This window comes from Pseudoduganella sp. OTU4001 (genome assembly GCF_038440195.1).
In the GTDB taxonomy this organism is placed as follows: Bacteria; Pseudomonadota; Gammaproteobacteria; order Burkholderiales; family Burkholderiaceae_D; genus Rugamonas.
Map to the genome: position 1 here is coordinate 42066 of NZ_JASATG010000036.1, position 15719 is coordinate 57784.

The following is a 15719-nucleotide window of genomic DNA, read 5'->3' on the forward strand; positions in this document are numbered from 1 at the left end:
ATTCTTTAAATCCGCAGTACCAAGTTTAGGAGCACACCATGTGTGGCATCGTCGGCGTCGTATCCCACCAACCAGTCAACCAGATGCTGTATGACGCGCTGCTGCTGTTGCAGCACCGCGGCCAGGACGCAGCAGGCATCGCGACCAACCAAAGCAATACGTTCTCCATGCACAAGGCCAATGGCCTGGTGCGCGACGTGTTCCGCACCCGTAATATGCGTTCGCTGAACGGCACCTCCGGTATCGGCCACTGCCGCTACCCGACCGCCGGCTCCTCCAGCGAAGAAGAAGCGCAGCCTTTCTACGTCAACGCACCGTTCGGCATCACCCTGGCGCACAACGGCAACCTGACCAACTGGGAACAGCTCAAGGACGAGATGTTCAAGAACGACCGCCGCCACATCAACACCGACTCCGATTCGGAAGTGCTGTTGAATGTGCTGGCGCATGAAATCCAGAAAGCCTCCACCGACGTCACCCTGACCCCGGCCAATATCTTCCAGGCCGTAACGGTGCTGATCAAGCGCGTGCGCGGCGGTTACGCTGCGGTAGCGCAGATCGCAGGCAGCGGCATGCTGGCCTTCCGCGATCCGTTCGGCATCCGTCCGCTGTGCCTGGGTATCAACGAAACCCCGGAAGGCGTGGAGTACATGGTGGCTTCCGAATCCGTGGCGCTGGAAGGCATGGGCTTCCGCTTCGTGCGCGACGTGCTGCCGGGCGAAGCGATCTTCATCGACATGGACAACAAGCTGCACTCGCAAGTGTGCGCCGACAATCCAAAGCTGAACCCTTGCGTGTTCGAATACGTGTACCTGGCGCGTCCTGACTCCGTGATCGACGGCGCCTCCGTGTACAACACCCGCCTGAAGATGGGCGAGTACCTGGCCGACAAGATCAAGCGCGAAGGCCTGGCCGTCGATATCGACGTCGTGATGCCAATCCCTGACTCCTCGCGTCCTGCCGCGATCCAGCTGGCGATGCGCCTGGGCGTGGATTACCGCGAAGGCTTCATCAAGAACCGCTACATCGGCCGCACCTTCATCATGCCGGGCCAGGCGATGCGCAAGAAGTCCGTGCGCCAGAAGCTGAACGCCATCGGCGACGAATTCAAGGACAAGGTCGTACTGCTGGTGGACGACTCCATCGTGCGCGGCACCACCTCGCGCGAAATCGTGCAGATGGCGCGCGAAGGCGGCGCCAAGAAAGTGATCTTCGCATCCGCCGCGCCACCGGTGCTGTATCCGAACGTATACGGCATCGACATGCCGACCCGCGACGAACTGATCGCCCATGGCCGCACCGTGGAAGAAGTGTGCAAGGAAATCACCGCCGATGCGCTGGTCTACCAGGACCTGGAAGACCTGAAGAAAGCCATCGCCGACGTGAACCCGGCGCTGACCGAGTTCGAAGCTTCCTGCTTCGACGGCAAGTACATTACCGGCGACGTGTCGGCCGAGTACCTGGACCGCATCGAACAGGCACGCCACAATCCGAAGAAGGCCAAGGTCGCGGAGGATGCGGCCCGCACGCAGCTGAACCTGAACACCGCCAATACGGAATCCTGATGAAGAACTACGGCTTCACGACCACCATCCTGCATAACGACCGCCAGAAAGGCATCGAACACGGCTCGCTGCACAAGCCGATCCACACTTCGGTGACTTTCGGCTATGCCGACGCGCGCCAATTGGCGTCGGTCTTCCAGGGCAAGGAGCCGGGCTTCCGCTACGGCCGCCAGGGCAACCCGACGGTTGCCGCGCTGGAGGATAAGGTCAGCAAGATGGAGCAGGGCGTGGGCACGATTTGCTTCGCCACTGGCATGGGCGCCATCGGCGCCGTGTTCCAGGCGCTGCTGCGTGCCGGCGACCATGTCGTGTCGTCGTCGTTCCTGTTTGGGAATACCAATTCGCTGTGGCAGACCGTGGCGGGGCAGGGTGTGGGCGTGGACTTTGTCGACGCCACCGACGTAGCCAACGTCGCGGCTGCGCTGAAGCCGGAAACGCGTATGGTGTTCGTAGAGACCATCGCCAACCCGCGCACCCAGATCGCGGACCTGAAGCGCATCGGCCAGCTGTGCGCCGAACGCGGCATCCTGTACATCGTGGACAACACCATGACCTCGCCATACCTGTTCCGCCCGAAGGATGTGGGCGCGGGCCTGGTGGTGAATGCGCTGACCAAGTCGATTGGCGGCCATGGCAATGCGCTGGGCGGCGCGCTGACCGATACCGGCGCGTACGACTGGACCAAGTTCCCGAATATTTTCGAGAACTACAAGAAGAATCCGGCCGTGCAGTGGGGCCTGGTGCAGATCCGCGCCAAGGCGCTGCGCGATTTCGGCGCCTCGCTGGGCCCGGAGGCGGCGCACCACATCGCCGTCGGCGCGGAAACGCTGGCGCTGCGCATGGACCGCACTTGCGCCAACGCGCGAGCGCTGGCCGAGATGCTGGAAGCCGACGAGCGCGTAGCCGCAGTGTATTACCCCGGCCTGAAATCGCACCCGCAGCACGGCATTGCGTCCGAGCTGTTCAAGGATTTCGGATCCCTGCTGAGTTTTGAACTGAAAGACGGCATCGACTGCTTCGACTACCTGAACAAGCTGAAGCTGGCGATCCCGACTTCCAACCTGGGCGACACCCGCACCTTGGTGATTCCCGTCTCGCACACCATCTTCTTCGAGATGGGCCCCGAGCGCCGCGCCTCGATGGGCATCGCCGACAGCCTGATCCGCGTCTCCGTCGGCATCGAAGACACCGCCGACCTGATCGCCGACTTCCAAAACGCCCTCAACTAATACAGCTCAGCCCGTGTCCCACCCTGGGGTCACACCCCAAGTGAGACACGGGTTCAACCATGCGATGGAACAGCTCGTGTCCCGGTTGGGGTGTGACCCCATGGTGGGACACGGGCTGGACTGTGGTTAGTAGGGCTGGCCGAAGATGGCGGTGTAGCGGGCTTTCTGCTCGGCCGTGGCGGCTGGGTCGCGCAGCAGGTAGGTTTCCAGCATGCCGAACTGCTCGAGGCGCAGGCCAATGTCTTTGAACAGCGGGCCCAGGTCAGGGGCCTTGCTGGTGGCGACAATGTTGTTCAGCAGGGGATCAAGGTCGACGCCGCTGATCGCCTTGCCGATGCGGACGATGTCGGCCTGGTCGTAAGTCTTGCCCTTGTGGCCAAATTCCTTGTACATCTCCTTCAGCAGGTCATCCAGGCTGACTTTGCCCTTGCTGGCCTTGCGCAGTTCGACATCCATCGCCAGGCCGGCAATCGTGCCGCCGCCGTAGACCAGCAGCCAGTTGCGGTGCTTGTCTTTCACGGCTTCACGCACGGTGACGGTCAGGCCTTGCACATTGCGGGCGACGTTCTGGCCGCGTGCGAGGTTTTCCAGCTGCTGGATCACCATGCTGCGGTCGATCAGCTTGTTGCGCGCCATGGTGACGACGGTGACGTAGTCGTTTACGCCTTCCTTGAACCATTCTTCGCTTTCGTTCTTCGGCACCAGCGAGTGGCCGTCCCAGAAGTGGGCCAGCTCGTGCGCCATCACCTTGCCCCAGATCGGGCGCGAGACGTCGCTGCCGTCGTCTTTCAGGTATTGGCTGAAGGATCCGGAGAAGGCGCCGCCGTCGCCGGTGTCGCCTTGGTTGATCACGATCAGGAAGCGGTCGGCTACCGGGCCGCGGCCGTACAGCTTCTGGTAGCTGTTCATCTGTTTGTCGATCATCGAGATGAAGGAGTCGCGGCGCTTCCAGTACTGCTTGCCCATGACCAGGGTCATGTCCACGCCGCCGGCTTTGAAGCTTTCGGCGCGCGCGGTGCCAAAGAAGTAGGCGTTGTTCACCAGTTCGCGGCGGGACTCGGCGATAAAGACGCCAGGCTTGCCGGCGCTGCGCAACGGGGCGTTGGCTTTCCAGCCCGCCGGAAGGTTGAAGGTGACTTCGGTCTGGCCGGGCATCTTCACGCCCGGCACGATGAACAGCGGATAGCCGACCGACATCACGCCTTCGTCGGTGTGGTAGGACACTTCCTCGTTCCCGCCCGGCCACTGGTATTTGTCATGCTCCAGGCGGATGTCGTAGGACAGGCGCAGGCGGCGGTCGCCATCCACTTCGTATTCGCCTTCGCCCTTGTCGTGCAGCTGGACGGCATTGCCGGCCATGTCGCGCACGGTCAGCTTTTCGATCAGGTCGGCCTGGCCGTTCTTCAGCTGCGGGATCGGCATGCAGTTGAACAGCACGAGCTCGCGGCCTTCCACCCAGACGTCGGCTTCGACGTGGGCGCGTTTGGCATCCTTGTCGATGCTCAAGCGGTAGTGGTTGGTCTGGTTGTCGAAGGCGAACGCAGACTGCGCTGCCAGCATCGCGGCTGCGATGCATAAAGGCTTGAACATCTAATCTCCCCGTAGGTGTTTTTGGTGTTATGTAACTTTATGTTGCAAGCAGCCATGCGGGGAACATGGCTGCGACGAAATGCAGGATTCGCGGAACAGACTGCAGGCTTAGCGTAGCGCTTTTTCCACAACGGCTTTCATGGCGGGCATGGCGCAGCGCAGGGCGGCGTGGCCGCAGTCGGTGTCGAGCACGGTCACGTCTTCCTTGCGCTGCTTGGCGAAGGCGAGGGCCGGCGCCGGGTTGACCACGTGGTCCTGGGCGGCGTTGATCGCATGGATGCGCGCCCTGGCAAGGCCTGCCGCGTCTTCGAGTTGGCCGCCTTGCGCGACGTCGTGGCCCAGCACGGCGCGGATCTGCCACAGGGAGTTGTTGGCGTCGGTGCCGCCATTGTCGGAGGCTGCACTCTCGCGGAAGAATTTTTCGAAATCCTTCGGTGCGGTGCGTGCGGAACGGTGCGCGGGGCTGTCGAAGTTCATGGCGAACAGCAGGTTATACATCGGCAGTGCGGGATTCTTGGCGTAGCGGCCGCCGGCATATGCCGGTTCGTCGACCACGGACTTTTCAACGATGCGCAGGAACAGCATGTCGGAAGCGGTCAGGCGCGGTGTGCCGGCGATCGGGATGGCGACATCCATGAAGCCGGGATAGCTGACAGCCCACTGGAATGCCTGCATGCCGCCCATCGAGTAACCCATGACGGCGCGCACATGCTGGATGCCGAGTTTTTCGGTCAGCAGCTTGTGCTGGCTGGCGACTATGTCGCGCATCGAGAATTGCGGGAAGGCGGGTCCGGGTTGCGTTTTGCTGTTCGATGGGGAGCAGGAGACGCCGTTGCCAAGCGCGTCGACGACAATGATGTACCAGGGCGATGGATCGAACAGGGCGCCGCTGGCCAATAGTCCGGCGGCATCGCGGCTGGTGCCGGTGTGCCAGGTGGTGAACAGGATGGCGTTGGATTTGTCGGCGTTCAGGGTGCCGATGGTGCGGTAGCCGATGGCGCAGTCGTTGATGGTGGTCTTGTTTTCGAGCTGCAGGTCGCCCATGCTGGCGAATTGCTGCTGCGGGGCGGCGGCGTAGGCGGCCGAGGATGCGAAGGCGAGGGTGCAGAGGATGGAACCGATGCGGCGGACGAACATGCTATCTCCTTACTTATTTGTCATGCAAGAAGAGTAACGTTGTTGCCGCGCGCGCTGCACGCGATTGCGACAGGCTGCAAAAATAAGGGAGCAGGGCGTTTAAAACGGGATGACGCCGGGCATGTCGTAGGGATGGCGCCAGCCGGGCAGGGCGCGGATGCGCTCCAGCCATGCCGTCACCTGCGGCGGGTAGCTGACGCCGGCCTGCTCGGGCCAGAACATATAGCCGCAGATCGCGCAATCGGCGATGCTGGGCGAATCGCCAAGCAGGAAGGCACGGCCGTCGGACAGTTCTTCATCCAGGCGGGCGATGTCGGCATCAAAGCGGGTGCGCATCCATTCGAGTACGCCGGGCGGATAGCCTTGCGGGTCGAAGCGCTGGCCGAAGCGCAGGTGGGGCAGGCAGGTGCCGATGCGGTTGGCTTCCCAGAACAGCCATTCGCGGCAGCGCGCCAGGCGCTCCGGCGTTTCGCCGCCGAAGGCTTGCGTGTGCTGCGCCAGGTGCAGCAGGATGGCGTTGGATTGGACGTAGGGCTGGCCGTCGTGCACCAGCAATGGGACTTCGCCGTATTTGGCGAGACTGCGGAAAGGTTCGGGGCGCGCCTCACGGTCGATGCGCAGGTCGACTTCTTCGTATTCGTATGGCAGCGCTGCTACTTCCAGCAGCAGCCGCACCTTGAAGGTGTGGCCGGATTCGGCGCTGCCATACAGTTTGATCATCAGTGCCAGGTCCGCATCAGGCCGACGGCCAGGCCTTCCAGGGCGAAGTCGTCTTCCGGGGTGACGGTGATGACCTTGAAGTCCGGGTTCTCCGGCAGCAGTTCGATGGTGCTGCCGGTCTTGCGGTAGGTCTTGACCGTGACGTCGTTGCCGATGCGGGCTACCACCACTTGGCCGTTGCGGGCGGTGTCGGTTTTCTTCACGGCCAGCAGGTCGCCATCCATGATGCCGATGTCGCGCATCGATTCGCCGCGTACTTTCAGCAGGAAGTCGGGCTTGGCGGAGAACAGCTTGGGGTCGACGCTGTAGGTGGTTTCCAGGTTTTCCTGCGCCAGGATCGGCGAACCGGCGGCGACACGGCCGATCAGGGGCAGGGAGACCAGCATGCCGGCCGGGACGGCTGGCATATCGTCGAATTCGACTTTGGCGCGCGCCGCCCCGCGCGCAGCCGGTGCGCCGGTGCTGGCGATCGCTGCGCCGGTACCGGTGGCGGTGCCGCCGAAGTTGCCGGTCAGGCGGATGCCGCGCGAGGTGCCGGCAGTGATTTCAATGGCGCCTTTGCGCTGCAGCGCTTTCAGGTGTTCTTCCGCCGCGTTGGCCGATTTGAAGCCCAGCTCGGCTGCGATTTCGGCGCGGGTCGGAGGAAAACCGGTGTTTTCGATCGCTTCCTTGATCAGGTTGAGGATCTCTTCTTGGCGTGCTGTGAGCTTGATCATGGCGCTATGGTGAACTGTGAATATAGACAGTCTGTATTTTTGTACAGTGTGGAACGAATTGCAAGCAAATTTGTTGCATCGACAGAAAATATTCGGCTTAATGTCGATTCGATAACCATTGGAGGGCAGGATGGGACGGTTTGCTTTCTTGCTGGCGGCGGGGATTTCTTTGTTTGGCGCTTTGATCCATTTTGCGGCGCCTTTACTGGGGTCGGAGTGGTATGCCTTCCTGCAGGCGCCGCCCAAGGTGGTGGCCTCCGCCGAGGCCGGCGGATTGCTGGCGCCGGCCGGCGCGGTGGTGATTGGTTTGCTGATGCTGGTGTGCGCCATGTACGCGCTGGCAGGTGCCGGCTACCTGCGCTGGCTGCCGTTTGCGCAGATGGTGCAGGGCACGGTGGCCGCGGTGTGCCTGCTGCGCGGCTTGCTGGTGTTGCCGTATTTGTACAAGTTTCCCAACCGCGTCTGGACTTTCGACGTCATTGCCTCCGTCATCTGGCTGGCGGCCGGTCTGGGATTCCTGATCGGTATTTTGCAGTCCGCCCGCGATCGCCAGGCCGCCATGGCGCCGCAGGGGGAGGCATCAGGCGTTTAGGCCGGCTGTCTCTAACGCCTCCTCGAGAGTCCGCGCATCAAGCATTGCGAGGGAGAGGGCGTCCAGTTGAGCAGGACTTGCCCGGTTCAGGCTGTGAAGTGCGGATTCAGGCAGGGAAGCGAAACGGTGACCTAAGACCACCTGCAGTACAAAAAGTTCGTCCAGGTGCCATCTTTTTTATGCATCAGATGCCATAGCCATTGCTTGGAGAGCTCCCGCTGCGTTCGGTCTTTATGCGTCCGGTGCGCTGTCAAATGCCAGGATCACCACATCAGGGTGGCGTGGATGGGCTGCCACGTTGTCGGGAGCTAGTTCGTGGTCTGGAAGCCAATATCCCCGGACCCAGTCGACGGCTTCGGCGACATCGGGAAAGAACAGGCGCAGAAAAGCCTCCGGGGAGCGGCTGGCGACAAGCTTCCAGGCGAGGTCGGGGCGGTCCCTGGCCCAGCATGCCAGCGGCCGGGCCAGGGCGATTTGCGCGGCGTCAGTAAAGCTTGAGCCGGCGGCCAAAGTCTGCTATATTTGCGGGCTTACCTCTTCCCACACCCGTCTTGACGCCGGGGTGGGCTATTTTCACAGTCCTTAAGGGAGTTATTAATGCGTCACTACGAAATCGTATTTATCGTCCACCCGGACCAAAGCGAGCAAGTGCCCGCGATGATCGAACGTTACAAAGCCAGCGTGACCTCGCGCGGCGGTAACGTCCACCGTGTTGAAGATTGGGGCCGCCGTCAAATGGCTTACTCGATCCAGAAACTGGCCAAGGCACACTACATCTGCCTGAACATCGAATGCGACAACGAGACCCTGGTTGAGCTGGAAACCGCATTCAAATTCAATGATGCCGTGCTGCGTCACCTGACCGTCAAGATGAAGAAAGCGGAAACCGCTCCTTCCCCGATGATGAAGTCGGTCCAGCGTGAAGACGCGGCCAAGAGCCATCGCGCCGAAGCTCCAGCAGCTCCTGCAGCGGCCTAATTCCTGAACAGGAGACGGTCTGTACAACCAGCTCCGGGTTACCGCCCTGATCGCCGAACGGGATGAAATTCGTTACACCCCGGCCGGCCTGCCGATTGTGAATGCAAGCTTGCAGCACAGTTCGCAGCAGACAGAGGCAGGTATCGCCCGACTGACCGAATTTGAAGTTCCCGCGGTTGCCGCCGGTGAGCTGTCGAAACGATTCAGTCAGGCGCCCCTGGGAGGCTTGTACGAGTTCACCGGCTTCCTGGCCAAGAAGAACCGCAATAGCAGAACCCTGGTGTTTCACATCATTGATTTTCGTGCTGTTTAAACAGCGCAATTTTTAAATACAGGAGCCAAAAATGGCATTCGGTAAAAAGTTCGACAAAAACAAGCTCAAGCTGAAAGAAAAGCGCAAGCAACAAAACCCTCTGTTCAAGCGCAAGAAGTTCTGCCGCTTCACCGCCGCTGGCGTTGAGCAAGTGGACTACAAAGACGTAGATACCCTGAAAGATTTCATCCAGGAAAACGGCAAGATCATGCCAGCACGCCTGACCGGTACCAAGGCGCACTACCAGCGTCAAGTTGACACCGCGATCAAGCGCGCACGCTACCTGGCCCTGCTGCCATACACCGATCTGCACCACGCTTAATTAGCGGCTCAGATCTAAGTACCTGGAGAAAACTATGCAAATCATCCTGCTGGAAAAAGTTATCAACGTCGGCAACCTGGGCGACGTGGTTAAAGTGAAAGACGGCTACGCCCGTAACTTCCTGATCCCTCAGAAACTGGCACGCCGCGCTACCGCTGCTGCTGTTGCTGAATTCGAAGCCAAGCGCGCCGAACTGGAAAAAGCTGCGGCCGCCAAGCTGGCTGCTGCCCAAGCCCAAGGCGAAAAGCTGAACGGCATGACCGTGACCGTATCCCAGAAAGCCGGCGTTGACGGCCGTCTGTTCGGTTCCGTGACCAACTTCGACATCGCTGAAGCCCTGAGCAAAGCTGGTTTCGCTGTTGAGAAGTCCGCTGTGCGCCTGCCAACCGGTCCTCTGAAGACCGTCGGCGAGTTCCCAGTTGCCGTGTCCCTGCACACCGACGTGGTGGCGGAAGTGACCGTAGCCGTGGTTGGCGAAGCTGCTTAATACAGCGTCGTATCTACATCAAAAAAGCCGGGTTCTCCCGGCTTTTTTTATTTCCAGAGTTTATTCCCAGCTTGCCGAAGCAGGTATAATGCGCGCCATGAACGCCGCACCCCAGTCCGACCCACAAGTCGATTCCCTCCGCATTCCGCCGCACTCGATCGAGGCAGAGCAATCTGTTATCGGTGGTTTGCTGCGTGATAACGCGGCATGGGACCGTATCGCGGACTTCATGAACGCGGAAGACTTCTACCGCTACGACCACCGCATCATCTTCGAGCAGATGGTGCGCCTGATCAACTCGGGCAAGCCGGCCGACGTGGTGACCGTGTTCGAGGCCCTGAGCATGCTGGGCAAGGCGGAAGAGGTGGGCGGCATGGCCTACCTGAACGCCATGGCGCAGAACACGCCATCGGCAGCCAATATCCGCCGTTATGCGGAAATCGTGCGTGACCGCGGCGTGCTGCGCAAGCTGATCACCGTGGCCGACGAAGTGTCTGGCAATGCCTTCAGCCCGCAAGGCAAGGACGTCAAGCAGATCCTGGACGAGGCGGAAGCCAAGATTTTCGCCATCGCCGAAGCCGGTTCGCGCGGCGCCGCCGGCTGGCTGCCGGTGCAGCCGCTGCTGACCCAGGTGGTGGAGCGCATCGACGAACTGTATTCGCGCGATTCCGGCTCCGAAATCACCGGCGTGCCGACCGGCTGGACCGACCTGGACAAGATGACTTCCGGCCTGCAGCCGGGCGACATGGTGGTGGTGGCCGGCCGTCCTTCCATGGGCAAGACCGCGTTCTCCATGAACATCGCCGAAAACGTGGCGGTGGAAGCCGGCCTGCCGGTCGCCGTGTTCTCGATGGAGATGGGCGGCGTGCAGCTGGCCATGCGTATGCTGGGTTCGGTCGGCCTGCTGGACCAGCACCGCCTGCGTACCGGCAAACTGATCGACGAGGATTGGCCGCGCCTGACGCACGCCATCCAGAAAATGAATGAAGCCCAGGTCTATATCGACGAGACCCCGGCCCTGAACCCGATCGAGATGCGCGCCCGTGCGCGCCGCCTGGCCCGCCAGTGCGGCAAGCTGGGCCTGATCGTGGTCGACTACCTGCAGCTGATGCAGGGCAGCCAGCCGGGCGACAACCGCTCGGCCGAGATTTCCGAGATCTCGCGTTCCCTGAAGGGCCTGGCCAAAGAGCTGCATTGCCCCGTCATTGCACTGTCCCAGCTGAACCGCTCGCTGGAACAACGCCCCAACAAACGACCCGTCATGTCCGACCTGCGCGAATCCGGCGCTATCGAGCAGGATGCGGACGTGATCATTTTCCTGTATCGCGACGAAGTCTATAACCCTGACTCGCCGGATAAAGGCACCGCCGAGATCATTATCGGCAAGCAGCGAAACGGTCCAATCGGGGCAGTGCGCCTGACCTGGATCGGTGCATATACCAAGTTTGGCAATTACACCGGTAACCTGTCGATCTACCAAGGCGACTGATTATCACGCTGGCCGCGCTGGGTGGCCTTGCTGCAGTATCTACGAATCAACCAACGGAGAACAAAAATGTTTGGACGCTTGATGCCCCAGGAGGGCAAATTCTTTGACATGTTTAACCAGCACGCCGAACTGTGCGTGAAGGGCGCCAAAGAAATGCTGGGCCTGATGGCCAACTTCGACGACCTGGAAAACCGCGTGCACGCCATCGAGAGCATCGAAAAACAGGCAGACAAGATCACTTACACCGCGGTCGACCTGCTGCACAAGACCTTCATTACCCCGCTGGACCGCGACGACATCCATAAGCTGATCACCCGCATGGACGACATCCTGGACCTGATGGAAGATGCCGCCCAGACCGTGTCGCTGTACGACCTGCACTCCGTGACCCCGGAAGCCAAGCGCCTGGCCGAACTGGTGCTGGCTTGCTGCGAAAAGGTGAAGGAAGCCGTGGCCCTGCTGTCGAACATGGACAACGCCTCCAAGATCGTCGGCATTTGCGAAGAGATCGACCGCCTGGAATCGGACGCCGACCACGTGATGCGCGCCGCCATGTCCAAGCTGTTCCGCGACGAACCGGACGTGCGTAACCTGATCAAGATGAAGGCTATCTACGAAATCCTGGAAACCGTCACCGACCGCTGCGAAGATGTTGCCAACATCATCGAAGGCATCATCGTCGAAAACGCATAACTAAAAAAACAGACTCTCATGAGCCACATCGAAATTAGCATCTATGCGCTGGTCGCACTGGTCGGCCTCGCACTGATATTCGACTTCATGAACGGCTTCCATGATGCCGCGAATGCGATCGCCACGGTGGTGTCCACCGGCGTGCTGAAACCGCAGTCCGCGGTGGCCATGGCCGCCTTCTTCAACTTTATCGCGATCTTCATCGTCGGCCTAAAGGTGGCTACCACCATCGGCAAGGGGACGATCGAACCCTCGGTGATTGACCATTATGTGATCTTCGGGGCACTGGTCGGGGCCGTGGTGTGGAACCTGATCACCTGGTACTACGGCATCCCGTCCTCGTCCTCGCACGCGCTGATCGGCGGCCTGGTGGGCGCGGCGGTGGCCAAGTCCGGTACCGGCGCTCTGATCTCCGGTGGCCTGATCAAGACCGTGACCTTCATCGTGGTGGCGCCGCTGCTGGGCTTCGTGCTTGGCTCGCTGATCATGCTGATCGTGTCCTGGGTCTTCGTCAAATCGACGCCGCGCAAGGTCGATACCTGGTTCCGCCGCCTGCAGCTGGCTTCCGCGGCCGGCTACTCGCTGGGCCACGGCGGTAACGACGCGCAGAAGACCATGGGTATCATCTGGATGCTGCTGATCGCTTCCGGCCATGTGTCGCCGGACGCCAAGGCGCCGCCTGACTGGGTCATCATCTCCTGCTACGGCGCGATCGCGTTCGGCACCCTGTTCGGCGGCTGGCGTATCGTCAAGACCATGGGCCAGAAGATCACCAAACTGAAACCGGTGGGCGGCTTCTGCGCCGAAACCGGCGGTGCGATCACCCTGCTGATGGCGTCTTTCTGGGGCGTCCCAGTCTCGACCACCCACACCATCACCGGCGCGATCGTCGGCGTGGGTTCGGCACAGAAGATGTCGGCCGTGCGTTGGGGCGTGGCGGGCAATATCGTGTGGGCCTGGATCTTTACCATTCCTGCTTCTGCCTTCGTGGCGGCGGTGGCGTGGTGGCTTGGTCGGCACATCATGTAATACGAAACCCGGCTGCGGCCGGGTTTTTTTTCGTCGCGCAAATCTCAAAATTGGGATATATTCCCAATTATGGGAAATTCATTCGAAGACCGCCTGGTGCGGCGTCTGGCGGGCCTGCGCGAGGAGCGCGCGCTGTCGCTGGAAGAACTGGCCACGCAAAGCGGCATCAGCCGCGCCACCTTGTCGCGCCTGGAGCGCGGTGAAACCAGCCCCACGGCGGAAATGCTGGGCAAGCTGTGCGCCGTGTACGGCATGCCGATGTCGCGCCTGATCGCCGAAGTGGAGCAGGCGCCGGTACAGCTGATCCGCCGCGCCGAGCAGGCCGAGTGGCACGATCCGGCCAGCGGTTTCGTGCGCCGCATGGTGTCGCCGCCGGCGCGCGGCTTCGCGGCGGAGCTGGTCGAGGGCCGCCTGCCGCCCGGCGCCGTGATCGACTACGCCCAGCCGCCGGTGCGCGGCCTGGAGCAGCATATGTGGATGCTGTCAGGCGTCCTCGATTACACCATCGACGGCGCCACCCACCGCCTGCAGGAAGGCGACTGCCTGCGCTTCCACCTGTACGGCGCGACGCGCTTTTCCTGTCCCGGCCCGGATGCGGCCCATTACCTGATCACACTATGCGAACCATAGAAGAACTGGATGGCGCCGGCTTGCAGGCGCACGCCGGCCAATTGGCGGAAGTGCTGCGCGCCTGCGTGCTGGCCGGCGCCAGCGTCGGCTTTGAGCTGCCATTTCCGCCGGAAGAGGCGCGCGCTTTCTGGCTTGGCCTGGCAGGCGGCGTGGCGCGCGGCGAACGGCGCCTGTTCGTGGTGCGCGATGCTGACGGCACAGTGGTGGGGACATTGCAGCTGGTGCTGGCCGCCATGCCGAACGGCCGCCACCGCGCGGAGCTGTCCAAGATGCTGGTGCACCCGCGTGCGCGCCGGCAAGGCCTGGCGCAGGCGCTGATCCGCCACGCTGAGATGCAGGCCATCGCGCTGGGGCGCACGCTGCTGGTGCTGGACACCTGCAGCGGCGAGCCGGCCGAGCAGATGTACCTGAAGCTGGGCTACCAGCGTTGCGGCGAAATCCCGCAATTCGCCAGCATGCCGGATGGACGCCTGGGCGCCACCACCTTCATGTACAAGCTGTTGCCGCAGGTGGCGGCGGCCGATCCGGGCGCGCCCGAGGCAGTTGCGCTGCTGGCGGAGCTGGATAGCGCGCTGCAGGCGATCACCGGCGACAGCGGCCGTACCCTGTTCCGCGCCGACGATGTGCGCAGCGCGGCGGGCCGCTTTGCGTTGGCGCGCGATGCGTACGGTGCATTGCTTGGCTGCGGGGCGTTGCGCCCGATGGGCGCGGCGGAGGAGGGCGTGGCGGAGCTCAAGCGCATGTATGCGCGGCCCGGCAGCCAGGGTGTCGGCAGTGCCGTGCTGGCCTGGCTTGAACGCGAGGCGCGCAGCATCGGCTACCGCGCCTTGCGCCTGGAAACGCGGCTGGTGAATGCGCGCGCGGTGCAGTTCTACCAGCGGCACGGCTACCAGCGCATCGAGAACTTCGGCCGCTATGCCGGCAATCCCGCCGCAGCCTGCTTCGAGAAGCTGCTCTAAGCGGGGTCGTGGCAGCAGACGCAGAACTTGTTGCCGTCCGGGTCGCGGAAGTAGGCGCCGTAATAGTTGGCATGGTATTGCGGGCGCAGGCCGGGCAGGCCTGCGCAGCTGCCGCCATGCGCCAGTGCCGCTGCGTGGGCGGCATCGACCGCGGCGCGCGAGGGGGCCAGCAGGGCGGTCATCTGGCCGTTGCCGGCGCTGGCTGGCGCGCCATCGTATGGATGGCCAATGATGAACAGGGGCCGGCCACCGCCCGCCGGTTGCCAGGCGGCCCAGGGTTTGCTCTCGTCGCAGAAGCGTTGGGCATGGCCCAGCGCCGCCATGACGGCGGCGTGGAAGCGGTGGGCGGCGGCGAAATCGCTGATGCCAATGTAGACGTGGGAAATCACAGCGCGGCCCGCACGGCTTTGACGTCGGTCAATCCCGCCAGGATTTTCTCGATGCCGTCCATCTTCAGGGATTGCATGCCTTCGGCCAGCGCGGCGTTGCGCAGCTGGGGCGCGCTGGCGCATTCGCGCACCAGCTGGCGCGTGCGTTCGCCCGGCACCAGCAGTTCATGCAGGCCGATGCGGCCTTTGTAGCCTTTGCTGCACTCCTTGCAGCCCACCGGACGGTACAGGGTAAAGCTGCCGCGCGCATCGCCGTAGCGCTCGCGCCAGCCGGCCACGATGCGCAGCTGGGTGGCGCGCGGTTCGGCGCGGTAGGCGTCGGTCTTCTGCAGTTCTTCCACGTACTCGGCCAGCAGCAGTTCGAGTTCGGCCTCGCCCGGATGGTAGGCCAGCTTGCAGTGCTCGCACAGGCGCTTGGCCAGGCGCAGCGACAGTACGCCCAGCAAGGCGTCGGCCAGGGCGAAGCGTTCGCAGCCCATTTCGTGCAGGCGGCCAATGGTATCGGTGGCGCTGCCGGTGGGCAGGCTGCCCAGCACCATGCGGCCGCTGAGCGCCGCTTCGATCGCCATGGCGGCAGTGTCCTTGTCGCGCATGTCGCCGATGGCCACCTGGTCGGGGTCGGCGTGCAGCACGGCGCTCAGGGCGGTGCTGAAATCCATGCCGGTTTCACGCTGCACGGCCACCTGGCGCGCGCCCGGCTGCACGATTTCCACCGGTTCTTCGATGGTCCACACCTTGGCGTCGGCGCGCTCCAGCTGCAGCAGCAGGGAGTGCAGGGCGGTGGTGGGGGGGGCGGCCGCCCGGCCCCGGGGGCGGGGGCGCCCGGGCGGGGGGGGGGGGGCGGGGGCGCCGGGCGGGGGGGGAAATGTGGGGGGGGGCGG

Annotated in this window: 18 protein-coding genes; 12 read left to right on the top strand and 6 right to left on the bottom strand. The window is 62.8% G+C overall.

Annotated elements, in window-relative coordinates:
• The first annotated feature begins 38 nt into the window (after positions 1-38).
• Positions 39-1565 (top strand): amidophosphoribosyltransferase, encoded by a 1527-nt coding sequence (gene purF / locus AAHE99_RS22960; protein ID WP_342119716.1) that lies wholly within the window; start codon positions 39-41, stop codon positions 1563-1565.
• Positions 1565-2794 carry a cystathionine gamma-synthase family protein gene (locus AAHE99_RS22965; RefSeq protein WP_342119717.1) on the top strand — a complete coding sequence of 410 codons (1230 nt, stop codon included), beginning with the start codon at positions 1565-1567 and terminating at the stop codon, positions 2792-2794. The genes purF and AAHE99_RS22965 overlap by 1 nt, the downstream gene beginning before the upstream one ends.
• A gap of 126 nt (positions 2795-2920) precedes the next feature.
• On the opposite strand, the gene AAHE99_RS22970 is transcribed toward AAHE99_RS22965, so the two are convergent.
• The 4 genes from AAHE99_RS22970 to lexA form a co-directional block, all read right to left on the bottom strand.
• Complete coding sequence (locus tag AAHE99_RS22970) at positions 2921-4384, bottom strand: M61 family metallopeptidase (RefSeq protein ID WP_342119719.1); 1464 nt, start codon at positions 4382-4384, stop codon at positions 2921-2923.
• Between the two features lie 108 nt (positions 4385-4492).
• Positions 4493-5521 carry an alpha/beta fold hydrolase gene (locus AAHE99_RS22975; protein ID WP_342119721.1) on the bottom strand — a complete coding sequence of 343 codons (1029 nt, stop codon included), beginning with the start codon at positions 5519-5521 and terminating at the stop codon, positions 4493-4495.
• 99 nt (positions 5522-5620) lie between these two features.
• The gene (locus AAHE99_RS22980; protein WP_342119722.1) at positions 5621-6241 is read right to left on the bottom strand and encodes a glutathione S-transferase family protein; all 621 of its coding nucleotides are present in this window, start codon (positions 6239-6241) and stop codon (positions 5621-5623) included.
• Positions 6241-6957: a transcriptional repressor LexA gene (gene lexA / locus AAHE99_RS22985; protein ID WP_342119723.1), complete on the bottom strand. Its 717-nt coding sequence runs from the start codon at positions 6955-6957 to the stop codon at positions 6241-6243. Before lexA ends, AAHE99_RS22980 begins: the two co-directional genes overlap by 1 nt.
• 130 nt (positions 6958-7087) lie before the next feature.
• Between lexA and AAHE99_RS22990 the strand changes: the two genes are divergently transcribed.
• From AAHE99_RS22990 to AAHE99_RS23035, 10 genes are all read left to right on the top strand, one after another.
• Positions 7088-7549 (top strand): hypothetical protein, encoded by a 462-nt coding sequence (locus tag AAHE99_RS22990; RefSeq protein ID WP_342119725.1) that lies wholly within the window; start codon positions 7088-7090, stop codon positions 7547-7549.
• Between the two features lie 597 nt (positions 7550-8146).
• A complete protein-coding gene (rpsF, locus tag AAHE99_RS22995; protein WP_028104933.1) occupies positions 8147-8527 on the top strand; it encodes a 30S ribosomal protein S6 in 381 nt (126 codons plus the stop codon).
• A gap of 19 nt (positions 8528-8546) precedes the next feature.
• Complete coding sequence (priB, locus tag AAHE99_RS23000) at positions 8547-8840, top strand: primosomal replication protein N (RefSeq protein WP_028104934.1); 294 nt, start codon at positions 8547-8549, stop codon at positions 8838-8840.
• A 31-nt stretch (positions 8841-8871) separates the two neighbouring features.
• Positions 8872-9162, top strand: coding sequence for a 30S ribosomal protein S18 (gene rpsR / locus AAHE99_RS23005; RefSeq protein ID WP_057259638.1), 291 nt, complete (start codon positions 8872-8874; stop codon positions 9160-9162).
• Positions 9163-9196: 34 nt separating this feature from the next.
• On the top strand, positions 9197-9649 hold the full coding sequence (gene rplI, locus AAHE99_RS23010) for a 50S ribosomal protein L9 (RefSeq protein ID WP_342119728.1): 453 nt from the start codon (positions 9197-9199) through the stop codon (positions 9647-9649).
• A 97-nt stretch (positions 9650-9746) separates the two neighbouring features.
• A complete protein-coding gene (locus AAHE99_RS23015) occupies positions 9747-11138 on the top strand; it encodes a replicative DNA helicase (protein ID WP_342119741.1) in 1392 nt (463 codons plus the stop codon).
• 66 nt (positions 11139-11204) lie between these two features.
• Complete coding sequence (locus tag AAHE99_RS23020; RefSeq protein WP_342119729.1) at positions 11205-11831, top strand: DUF47 domain-containing protein; 627 nt, start codon at positions 11205-11207, stop codon at positions 11829-11831.
• A gap of 18 nt (positions 11832-11849) precedes the next feature.
• Positions 11850-12860, top strand: coding sequence for an inorganic phosphate transporter (locus AAHE99_RS23025; protein WP_342119731.1), 1011 nt, complete (start codon positions 11850-11852; stop codon positions 12858-12860).
• Positions 12861-12929: 69 nt separating this feature from the next.
• Positions 12930-13490: a helix-turn-helix domain-containing protein gene (locus AAHE99_RS23030; protein WP_342119732.1), complete on the top strand. Its 561-nt coding sequence runs from the start codon at positions 12930-12932 to the stop codon at positions 13488-13490.
• The gene (locus tag AAHE99_RS23035; protein ID WP_342119733.1) at positions 13478-14449 is read left to right on the top strand and encodes a GNAT family N-acetyltransferase; all 972 of its coding nucleotides are present in this window, start codon (positions 13478-13480) and stop codon (positions 14447-14449) included. Before AAHE99_RS23030 ends, AAHE99_RS23035 begins: the two co-directional genes overlap by 13 nt.
• On the opposite strand, the gene AAHE99_RS23040 is transcribed toward AAHE99_RS23035, so the two are convergent.
• Complete coding sequence (locus AAHE99_RS23040; protein ID WP_342119734.1) at positions 14446-14838, bottom strand: VOC family protein; 393 nt, start codon at positions 14836-14838, stop codon at positions 14446-14448. The genes AAHE99_RS23035 and AAHE99_RS23040 overlap by 4 nt on opposite strands.
• The coding region (locus tag AAHE99_RS23045; RefSeq protein ID WP_342119735.1) for a GspE/PulE family protein at positions 14835-15719 on the bottom strand (885 nt) is incomplete at its 5' end. The genes AAHE99_RS23040 and AAHE99_RS23045, both read right to left, overlap by 4 nt.

Excerpts from the sequence above, each read along its gene's own strand:
- AAHE99_RS22975 (WP_342119721.1), bottom strand. The coding sequence starts at position 5,521 with ATGTTCGTCCGCCGCATCGGTTCCATCCTCTGCACCCTCGCCTTCGCA.
- rpsR (WP_057259638.1), top strand. The coding sequence starts at position 8,872 with ATGGCATTCGGTAAAAAGTTCGACAAAAACAAGCTCAAGCTGAAAGAA.
- AAHE99_RS22970 (WP_342119719.1), bottom strand. The coding sequence starts at position 4,384 with ATGTTCAAGCCTTTATGCATCGCAGCCGCGATGCTGGCAGCGCAGTCT.
- AAHE99_RS23030 (WP_342119732.1), top strand. The coding sequence starts at position 12,930 with ATGGGAAATTCATTCGAAGACCGCCTGGTGCGGCGTCTGGCGGGCCTG.
- rpsF (WP_028104933.1), top strand. The coding sequence starts at position 8,147 with ATGCGTCACTACGAAATCGTATTTATCGTCCACCCGGACCAAAGCGAG.
- AAHE99_RS23015 (WP_342119741.1), top strand. The coding sequence starts at position 9,747 with ATGAACGCCGCACCCCAGTCCGACCCACAAGTCGATTCCCTCCGCATT.
- purF (WP_342119716.1), top strand. The coding sequence starts at position 39 with ATGTGTGGCATCGTCGGCGTCGTATCCCACCAACCAGTCAACCAGATG.
- AAHE99_RS23020 (WP_342119729.1), top strand. The coding sequence starts at position 11,205 with ATGTTTGGACGCTTGATGCCCCAGGAGGGCAAATTCTTTGACATGTTT.
- AAHE99_RS23035 (WP_342119733.1), top strand. The coding sequence starts at position 13,478 with ATGCGAACCATAGAAGAACTGGATGGCGCCGGCTTGCAGGCGCACGCC.
- AAHE99_RS22980 (WP_342119722.1), bottom strand. The coding sequence starts at position 6,241 with ATGATCAAACTGTATGGCAGCGCCGAATCCGGCCACACCTTCAAGGTG.
- rplI (WP_342119728.1), top strand. The coding sequence starts at position 9,197 with ATGCAAATCATCCTGCTGGAAAAAGTTATCAACGTCGGCAACCTGGGC.
- AAHE99_RS22990 (WP_342119725.1), top strand. The coding sequence starts at position 7,088 with ATGGGACGGTTTGCTTTCTTGCTGGCGGCGGGGATTTCTTTGTTTGGC.
- AAHE99_RS23025 (WP_342119731.1), top strand. The coding sequence starts at position 11,850 with ATGAGCCACATCGAAATTAGCATCTATGCGCTGGTCGCACTGGTCGGC.
- lexA (WP_342119723.1), bottom strand. The coding sequence starts at position 6,957 with ATGATCAAGCTCACAGCACGCCAAGAAGAGATCCTCAACCTGATCAAG.
- AAHE99_RS22965 (WP_342119717.1), top strand. The coding sequence starts at position 1,565 with ATGAAGAACTACGGCTTCACGACCACCATCCTGCATAACGACCGCCAG.